This is a genomic window from Sphingomonas sp. Leaf230 (genome assembly GCF_001421745.1).
Classification (GTDB): domain Bacteria; phylum Pseudomonadota; class Alphaproteobacteria; order Sphingomonadales; family Sphingomonadaceae; genus Sphingomonas.
Genome location: NZ_LMKW01000002.1, coordinates 38,948 through 47,023, shown reverse-complemented (window position 1 = coordinate 47,023; position 8,076 = coordinate 38,948). Strand labels below are relative to the sequence as shown.

The window sequence follows — 8,076 nt, the reverse complement described above, 5'->3', positions numbered from 1 at the left end:
AAAACAGTATTTGTATTTTCGTCGCCTACCAATTCCTCAAACCGGCGCACTCGCGGCGGCGGAGAGTGGTCTGCGCCTGTTGACTCAGGCCGCGATAGAGAAGCGGTCGCTCAAGTCGCGTTCGTCGCCTCCCGAAACCAGCTGCTTGTTCATCTGCGATTTTCGGATCGTTGGTCAGGCCGCAAACGGCTAGGCAGGCTTCGGGCGAACCACGAGACTTCGCTGCTTTTGCGTGATAAGCTTAGTCTTGGGCTGCCGTTGCCCAGTGCCCAGTGCCCAGTGACTGTCCAATACTCTCGACCCAATAATCTATAATTCCTCAGAACATTGGAAGACTTCGAGACAGTCCTGCGACGAAGCTGTACAGCGATACCACCTGACCGGCAGGGCAAACTAACTTTCAGGGAAACGAACATGAGCATGCCATCGGCTGCTTCGCCCCTGTCGATCGTCATCGATCGCGACCGACCTGTTCCAATCGCCGAACAGATAACGATAAATTTGCGCGAAGCGATCGTCGAGGGTCGTCTGGAGCCTGGCGCGCGGCTGCCATCATGGCTCGACATGGCGACTCAGCTTGGCGTCGCCCGAGGTACCGTCAGGACGGCGTACGAACGATTGATCGATGAATCGCTCGTGATATCCTCTGGCGCTGCCGGAACGCGTGTCGCGGAAAAGCCGATCACCCTGCCCGCCGCGGTTCATGTCGACATTCCTCGCCCGATGCAGGGGATCGAGCGCGGCTTCTATCTGAAGCCGCTCCCCTTCCAGATGGGAGTACCGGCCCAGGACGCTTTCCCGGCGAAACTCTGGTCGCGGATGCGGACCAAGGCGGTGCGCGACGATGCGATGGCACCGGTCGGCCCGCCCGATCCGCGCGGCCATCCCGATCTTCGCGCGCAGATCGCAAGCTATCTGGCGATCGCGCGCGGTATTCGGTGCCTTCCCGACCAGATCATCCTGACAAGCGGCTACAAGAATGGCCTGAGCCTTGCGATTTTGACGTTGCAGGCACAAGGCCGCACCGCCTGGATGGAAGATCCGGGATTTCCGATGGCGCGGCGGGCGCTGGAACTCGCCGGCATGTCGATCGCCTATGTCCCGGTCGACGCGGAGGGTATCCAGGTCGCCCGCGGGGTCGAGATCGCCCCCGACGCGGCGATCGCGGTGGTGACGGCGGGGCAGCAGGCGCCGACCGGAGTCGCCCTGTCTCCGAAACGCCGACGAGAACTGCTGGCGTGGGCAGTGCGCGAAGACGGCTGGATCATCGAGGACGATTATCTGAGCGAACTCCAGCTGTCGGGACGCGCGGCCCCGGCGTTCGCGGGCACCGATCCGAACGGCCGGGTGATCCATGTCGGCAGCTTCGGCAAGACGCTCAGCCCGGCGCTCGGCCTCGGGTTCGTCGTCGCGCCGCTGTCGCTCGCCGAGCGGTTTGGCGAGGTTGCAGCCTTCCTCAATCCCGCCCCGAACTCCACGACCCAGCTCGCGCTGGCGGCTTTCCTGGCGGAGGGTCATTATCTGCGCCACCTGCGGCATATGAAAGCGCTATACCGAGAGCGGCGCGACGCGCTCAACGCGTGTCTCGGCATGAATTTCGGGGTAGACGCTTTTGCCGGGCTCGCCGTTCGCGTGCCGCTTCCCGATGGGAGCGACGACTCCGCGATGGCCGAACGTGCGCTCGCGCTCGGCATCGCGCCAGCGCCGCTTTCGCGCTGGAGGGGTGGCGATGGTCCTGCGACGCCGGGCTTCCTGCTCGGCGTGACCAACCTGCGGCCTGGGTATCTCGAAAAGGCCTGCGCGTCCCTCAAGCAACTGCTGGCGGAGGCTAACTGAGCCGACCGCGCCCTATGACAAGGACTGATGCATGAAACTGCTCCACGTCGATACCAGTCCCAAGAGCGAACGATCGAACTCGCGCGCCTTGGGTCGATACTTCGTCGAGACGCTCGCTCTCGGCACGGCGTCGCTCACGATCGATCACCTCGATCTCGTAACCGACCCTGCGCCGGCCATGACCGAAGCGTTCACGATCGCGAGCTATACACCGGCCGCGGAACGCACGGTCGAGATGAAGCGAGCGTTGGTCGCCTCCGATGCATTGTGCGTCCGAATGCTCGACGCCGATGCGCTGGTGTTCGCCATGCCGATGTATAATTGGTCGATGCCGGCGGCGTTCAAGGCGTTCATCGACGCGGTGGTCCGTGCTGGGATAACCTATGTCGCGACCGCCGATGGACGCTATGTCGGCGCGTTGGGAACGAAGAAGATACTGTTCCTAACGACGCGCGGCGGCGATTTGCGCCCCGGTTCGCCGTTGGCGGGGATGGATGCGCTCACCCCTGCCCTGCGCGCGGCGTTCGAATTCATGGGCGCGGTCGACCCGCGCTTCGTCGATGCGCAACCCGTGCAGTTCGCGCAGCCAGACGACCGCGCCGCCGCACTGGATCGCGCCCGCATCGAGCTCGACCAGATCGCCGAGGAGTGGACCGGGCAACCGATATTGGCCGCCGCATGAGCCGTACGATCAGGCCCGTCGTCGACAATGAAGCACAGCACCGGTTCGAGACGTCGATCGACGGCGAGGCCATTGCCGCTGCCTATTACCGCATCGACGACAATGCTCGCGTGGTCCTGATCCATACCGAGGTTCCGAGCGAATATGGTGGCCAAGGCTTCGCGACCGCGCTGGCCACCGGCGTGTTCGACCTGATCCGGCAGGCGGGGCGGAAAGTCGTGCTCAGCTGCTCGTTCATGGCCGACTTCTACCGGAAGCATCCGGAATATGCGGACATCGTCGATGGCTGAATGAATACCCAGTTCGGTTCGCGCGCGCTGCGTGAATGGCTGGGCGGGCATATCCCGAACCATCGGCACGATCGTGTTCCCATACAAATGATCGCATCGACCAAGCGATCGTGCGCCAACGGCCCGGCGCCGTATTTCAAATGGAAGCGCTGCTAGCCCAACCCCTTTACGTCCGTGCGATCTTGCGCGCGACCGTCTCCGGCGATCCTACGTACAGCGACCTGCGCTCGATTTCAGTGTCGAACTGCGCTCGCGCCATCGGCGGTGATGCTTCCCAAGACCGAAGAAATCGATGCCGAACTCGTGCATGACGACAGGCTCCCGACGCCCGGCTTGGCACCACTTTCGCCGCGTCGATACTCAACCCGACCTATTTAGACGAGCGGAACGGCGCGCGCTCGAAAACGCCATATCGACCGGCCGCTGCGGGATTTCGCTGGTGCCGGAGACGACGATCGACTCCCGCAACCAGTCGTCGAACCTGATCGACGATTTCCGCGAACCCCAACTCACGACCAAGGCTTCATCCTGCATTCGTGCGCCGAAATAGGGCGTCTCGGGGCTGACGACGATATCGCGCGGGTCCTCGTTGGCGCCGAGAATATCTTCGGCAAACCGGTCGAGACGCCTTACGTCGGGACCGGCAATCTCGATCACCGTGTTCGCCGGTCGCTCCAGTGCGATCCGTTGCAGTTCGGCAACCACGTCGTTCACCGCGATCGGTTGCATCAGCAACGGCGCCAAATGGAGACACTTGCCATCCCCACCAAGGTCGACGATCCCGTACAGATATTCGTAGAACGGCGTCGATCGCAGGATTGTGAACGGAATGGCCGATCCCGCGACGAGACGCTCCTGCAACAGTTTCGCGCGGAAATAGCCGGTAGTGCCAAGTCGATCGGTGCCTACCGCCGACAAGGCAATGTGATGCGCGACACCGGCGCTTCGCTCGGCTTCCAGCAGGTTGCAACACGACGCGTCGAAGAAGGCGTGCATGTCGTCCGCCGCCGCATAGCCGGGGCTGGAGACGTCGATGACGATATTCACGCCGTCGAGAGCCTCCGCGAGCCCCATGCCGGTAACGGTATCGATCCCGCAGGAGCGCGCGACGACGACAACGTCGTGGCCATCGACGCGCAGCCCCGCGACGAGCCGGCGACCGACCATTCCCGTGCCGCCAACCACCGCAATTGTCATCGGACCAAATCCTCGTCGCTGATGCCTCGTCACGGGACGGCTGTATCGATGCGCGGCAGGGTCGCCAGACCCGAGACCTAGCTAACCGCCTGTACCAACGGCGCCCGCGATCTGCCGCAACGCCTGTTCGAACACCGCGACGGGTTGTCCGCCGGAGATCAGATGCTTGCCGTCGATCACGATCGCCGGCACCGCATTGATCCCGCGACTGCGCCAAGACTCCTCCGCCTGCGGACCTCGTCGGCATACCGCCCAGAGCTCAGCACGTCGCCCGCCGCGACCGGGTCGAGACCAGCCTTCGCTGCGGCGGCGACCAATACCTGATGGTCACCCGGATCGGCGCCATCGGTGAAATTGGCGTCGAACAGCGCATGCTCGAGCGCGGACTGCCGTCCTTCGATGCTCGCCCAGTGCAACAGCCGTTGCGCGTCGAACATGTTGTAGATCCGGCTGTCGTCGGTCATCGCCATCGTAAAGCCGAGTTCGGCGGCGCGACCGACGATCATCGCCCGGTTCGCGGCCGACTGCTCGCGCGTCGATCCGTATTTCTGCGCGACGTGCTCGCCGATGTTCTGACCACCGAACGGCATCGTCGGGTTCAATTCGAACGGCTGGAACGCGATCTCCGCATTGAGCGCTTCGGCGGATTGCGCCAGCGCCTCTGTCAAGGCGCGCAGGCCGATGATGCACCACGGGCAGGCAAGGTCCGACACGAAGTCGGTCTTGAGGTGGGCAATCATGCTGGTATCCAGGGGATGGCGTCGCCGCGTCATTACGCAGTGCCGCGGGAAGATCGCCACCCCCGTTCGGCGTTTACTGCAGCCCTTCCGCCGCGAGCGTGGCCTGCACGGCCGGACGGGCGCGGAGCGTGGCGTACACCGGCACGAGCGCCGACGGGATCGTCACGCCGAACCGGGTCGCCCACAACAACGTGACGAACAGGTAGAAGTCCGCGACGCTCGGCCGGTCACCAAGCAGATATGCGCCCGCGACCCGATCGGCGAGATACTGGAGCCGCTTGGTGATGTAGGCGCTTGCGATCGCCTTCTGGCTGTCGGAGCCATCATGCCAGAACGGCTTGTAGCTCTTGTGGATCTCGGTCGAGATATAGGCCAGCGCCTCGAGCAGGCGAGTCCGTCCGAGCGGCCCTTCGAGTGCGAATTGGGGGTAGATGCCAGCCAGATAATCGAGGATCGCGATGTTCTCGGTCACCAGCGCGCCGTCGTCCAGCACGAGCGCCGGGACATAGCCCTTGATCGTGATCGCCTCGAAATCCGCGCCCGAACTCGTCGTTTTGGTCGTCAGATCGACGCGTTCGCTGTCGAACGACGTCCCGGTTTCGTGGAGGGCGATATGCGCGGCAAGGCTGCACGCACCGGGGGAATAATAGAGTTTCATCGGATATATCCTAGCTCGATGGCGTCAGGCGGCGATCGCGGTCGGCGCATCGAGGGCGGCCACCGCGTGCAGGCCGATCTGCAGCCTGTTCCACAGGTTGATGGTACCGATCAGCACCGTCAGGTTGGCGATCTCGACCGCGTTGAACTGGCTTTGCAGCACGGCGTAGTCGATATTCGGCGCACCCGCCCTCGACACATGCGTCAGCGTTTCGGTCCAGTTAAGCGCGGCCCGCTCGCGGTCGGTGAACACCGACGAGTCGCGCCAGGCGGCCAGCAGATGCATGCGCATGTCGGTCTCGCCGTACTTCAGCGCGTCGGTGACATGCATGTGGATGCAATAGGCGCAGCCGTTGATCTGCGACGCCCGCAACCGCACCAGTTCGAGCAGGCCATGCTCGATTCCCGATCCGGCGATGCTTGCTTCGACCGCCATCAGGCCCTTTACGGCGTCCGGCGCGAGCGCGACGATGTTCAAACGTGTCGTCATGATATTATCCTTGAAATGAGATCGGCCCTTGAAATGAGATCGGCCCTTGAAATGAGATCGGGTCAGGCGGGATGTCGTGCCGCGCGGCGATCGCCGATCGCCCACACCGCGATCAGCGTGCCGAGCAGCGCGGGCAGCGTCACCGCGGGGAAGTCACGCGCCAGCGCGGACGTACCGCAGATGCCGACCGCGACTTCCCAGAAGTGGAACAGCGCATGCCCCGAAAGCCACAAGGCCGGCGCGGCCCAGGCGACGACCCGGTAGTGCGGGCGGGCGGCACCGAACAAAAATGCACCGCCCAGAAAGAGGTAGATCAGGCCGATATCCCGGATGAAATGCTGATTGAACGGGCCGGTCGTGGTCACGCCGGGCACCGCGAAATACCATCCGGTCGGCGACGCGAGCATGCAGAGGCCGTTCGCGACCGCACCGATGCCGAGCACGACCCCCAGGCCGAGGCAGAATGTCTTCATCGTCTATCTCCTGCAAAGGAATGCGCTGACCTAGTCAGCGCTTGGGCGGCGGCGCGACGTTCTCGATCCACCAGTCGAAGCGCGTCTTGCCGAGCTTTGCGTCGGGACCGGGGATCAGCGAATTCTGTTCGAGCTTTACGCCGAAATAGCGCGCCTCCGGATCGACCACGACGGTCCGTGGATCCCTGTCATAGGCGAGCACGCGCGCGACGATCTCGTCGATCGGGAATGCCTCGGGACCACCGACCTCGATCGTCCCGTTCACCGCCGGCGCGAGCGCAGCCTCGACCACCGCATCGGCGACGTCCTCGGCGGCCATCGGCTGGATCAGCGCGTGCGACAGCCGCACGGTGTCGCCTTCGGTCGCGGACTGGGCGATCCCGCGCAGGAACTCCATGAACTGCGTCGCGTGGAGCAGCGTATAGGGTATCGGCCCCGCCTCGATCAGCGTCTCCTGGGCGAGCTTCGCGCGGAAATACCCGCTGCCCTGCAGATGCTCGGTGCCGACCACCGACAGCGCAACGTGCAGCTTCACGCCAGCGACCCGCTCGGCCTCGATCAGGTTTCGGCCCGCGGTCGTGAAGAAATCCATCGCTGCCTGGTCCTCGAACGACGGCGAGTTGGCCATGTCGATGACGATCTCTGCACCGTCGAGCGCCGCGGCCAACCCCTCGCCGGTGATCGTGTCGACGCCCGTGCTGGGCGCTGCGGCGAGCGCGTCATGGCCAAGCGCGGCCAGCTTGCCGACGACCTTCGAACCGATCAGCCCGGTTCCGCCAATCACTACAATCTTCATGAATTCTGCCTCCCGCTGGAATAGGTACACAGCGCGACGCCGAAGCCGTCCTGTTGATCTGTATTAACTTCCAAGCGGAGTCCGTTGGAGACCCGAGATATGGCAAAGTCGCTGTACCAAGCTGGCATCCCCGCATTTGGTATAGTCGCTGCGTCAGCTCTTGGGCCTTACGCCGGAGCCCTCCGACTGATGGTATCGCGGCGTGAACGACCAACCGCCCCCGTACGATGACGAGCCCGCATCGGATAGATCGCGGCGCATGCCGGCCGGCAGCCGGATCGCGCTGCTGGCCCTGTCCGGAAGCGCACGCAGCGGATCACGCAATAGGCGGCTGCTCGACCTGGCGATCAACGCGGCCGTCGCGATCGAGGCAGATGTCTCGGTACTGGACCTCCGTGATCTGGAGTTGCCCGTCTATGTTCCGGGCCTTGAAGCGTCCGCGGTTCCGCAAGGCGTTCTGGTCATCCGGCAGATCCTATGCGCGCACGACGGCCTGCTCATCTGTTCTCCGGGGTATAACGGCTCGGTCTCGGTCCTGCTCAAGAACGCCCTCGAATGGGGATCTCAGCCGACCTTCGGCACCGGCAGCCTTGCCCCTTTCCGCGACAAGATCGCAGCGATCATGTCCGTCTCCGAACACGTCGAGAGCGGCGAGATCGCGCTGCAGCACCTTCGCACGATTCTCCAGCGCATGGGTGTGATCGTGATGCCCGATGCACTCGCGTTCGCCGATGACGCGATTGCCGCGGACGCGATTGCCGCGGACGCGATTGCCGCGGACGCGATCCGCGATGCTTCCGTTGTGCCCCGCGTCCAGCGGCAGGTGCGATTGCTGATCGAAGCGTTGCGCGCGCAGCAGCACGGGACTGTGCGGACCCGGCCCCTTCGATGACCGCGAGAGTCCCGCGCGTCGCA

Annotated in this window: 10 protein-coding genes and 1 pseudogene; 5 read left to right on the top strand and 6 right to left on the bottom strand. The window is 64.1% G+C overall.

Annotated elements, in window-relative coordinates; genetic code table 11:
* The 4 genes from ASE82_RS19980 to ASE82_RS05050 form a co-directional block, all read left to right on the top strand.
* Nucleotides 1-193: hypothetical protein (locus ASE82_RS19980; RefSeq protein WP_235524593.1), on the top strand; the 193-nt coding region annotated here is incomplete at its 5' end.
* A gap of 221 nt (nt 194-414) precedes the next feature.
* Entirely contained in the window at nt 415-1,836 is a 1,422-nt protein-coding gene (pdxR, locus tag ASE82_RS05060) for a MocR-like pyridoxine biosynthesis transcription factor PdxR (protein WP_235524592.1), read from the top strand.
* A gap of 31 nt (nt 1,837-1,867) precedes the next feature.
* The gene (locus ASE82_RS05055; RefSeq protein WP_056059782.1) at nt 1,868-2,518 is read left to right on the top strand and encodes an FMN-dependent NADH-azoreductase; all 651 of its coding nucleotides are present in this window, start codon (nt 1,868-1,870) and stop codon (nt 2,516-2,518) included.
* A complete protein-coding gene (locus ASE82_RS05050; protein ID WP_056059780.1) occupies nt 2,515-2,808 on the top strand; it encodes a GNAT family N-acetyltransferase in 294 nt (97 codons plus the stop codon). The genes ASE82_RS05055 and ASE82_RS05050 overlap by 4 nt, the downstream gene beginning before the upstream one ends.
* 360 nt (nt 2,809-3,168) lie before the next feature.
* Here the strand turns inward: ASE82_RS05050 and ASE82_RS05045 are convergent, their stop codons facing one another.
* The 6 genes and pseudogenes from ASE82_RS05045 to ASE82_RS05020 form a co-directional block, all read right to left on the bottom strand.
* Nucleotides 3,169-4,005 carry an SDR family oxidoreductase gene (locus ASE82_RS05045; protein WP_082441245.1) on the bottom strand — a complete coding sequence of 279 codons (837 nt, stop codon included), beginning with the start codon at nt 4,003-4,005 and terminating at the stop codon, nt 3,169-3,171.
* Nucleotides 4,006-4,086: 81 nt separating this feature from the next.
* Nucleotides 4,087-4,745, bottom strand: a pseudogene (locus tag ASE82_RS05040) (DsbA family oxidoreductase).
* A 73-nt stretch (nt 4,746-4,818) separates the two neighbouring features.
* Entirely contained in the window at nt 4,819-5,403 is a 585-nt protein-coding gene (locus tag ASE82_RS05035) for a glutathione S-transferase N-terminal domain-containing protein (RefSeq protein WP_056059778.1), read from the bottom strand.
* A 24-nt stretch (nt 5,404-5,427) separates the two neighbouring features.
* Nucleotides 5,428-5,892, bottom strand: a complete 465-nt coding sequence (locus tag ASE82_RS05030) for a carboxymuconolactone decarboxylase family protein (protein ID WP_056059776.1) — start codon at nt 5,890-5,892, stop codon at nt 5,428-5,430.
* A 62-nt stretch (nt 5,893-5,954) separates the two neighbouring features.
* On the bottom strand, nt 5,955-6,365 hold the full coding sequence (locus tag ASE82_RS05025; protein WP_056059773.1) for a hypothetical protein: 411 nt from the start codon (nt 6,363-6,365) through the stop codon (nt 5,955-5,957).
* A 34-nt stretch (nt 6,366-6,399) separates the two neighbouring features.
* Nucleotides 6,400-7,161, bottom strand: a complete 762-nt coding sequence (locus ASE82_RS05020) for an SDR family oxidoreductase (RefSeq protein ID WP_056059771.1) — start codon at nt 7,159-7,161, stop codon at nt 6,400-6,402.
* 259 nt (nt 7,162-7,420) lie between these two features.
* On the opposite strand from ASE82_RS05020, the gene ASE82_RS05015 reads away from it, so the two are divergent.
* Nucleotides 7,421-8,053, top strand: coding sequence for an NADPH-dependent FMN reductase (locus ASE82_RS05015; protein WP_056059769.1), 633 nt, complete (start codon nt 7,421-7,423; stop codon nt 8,051-8,053).
* The last annotated feature ends 23 nt before the right edge of the window (nt 8,054-8,076 follow it).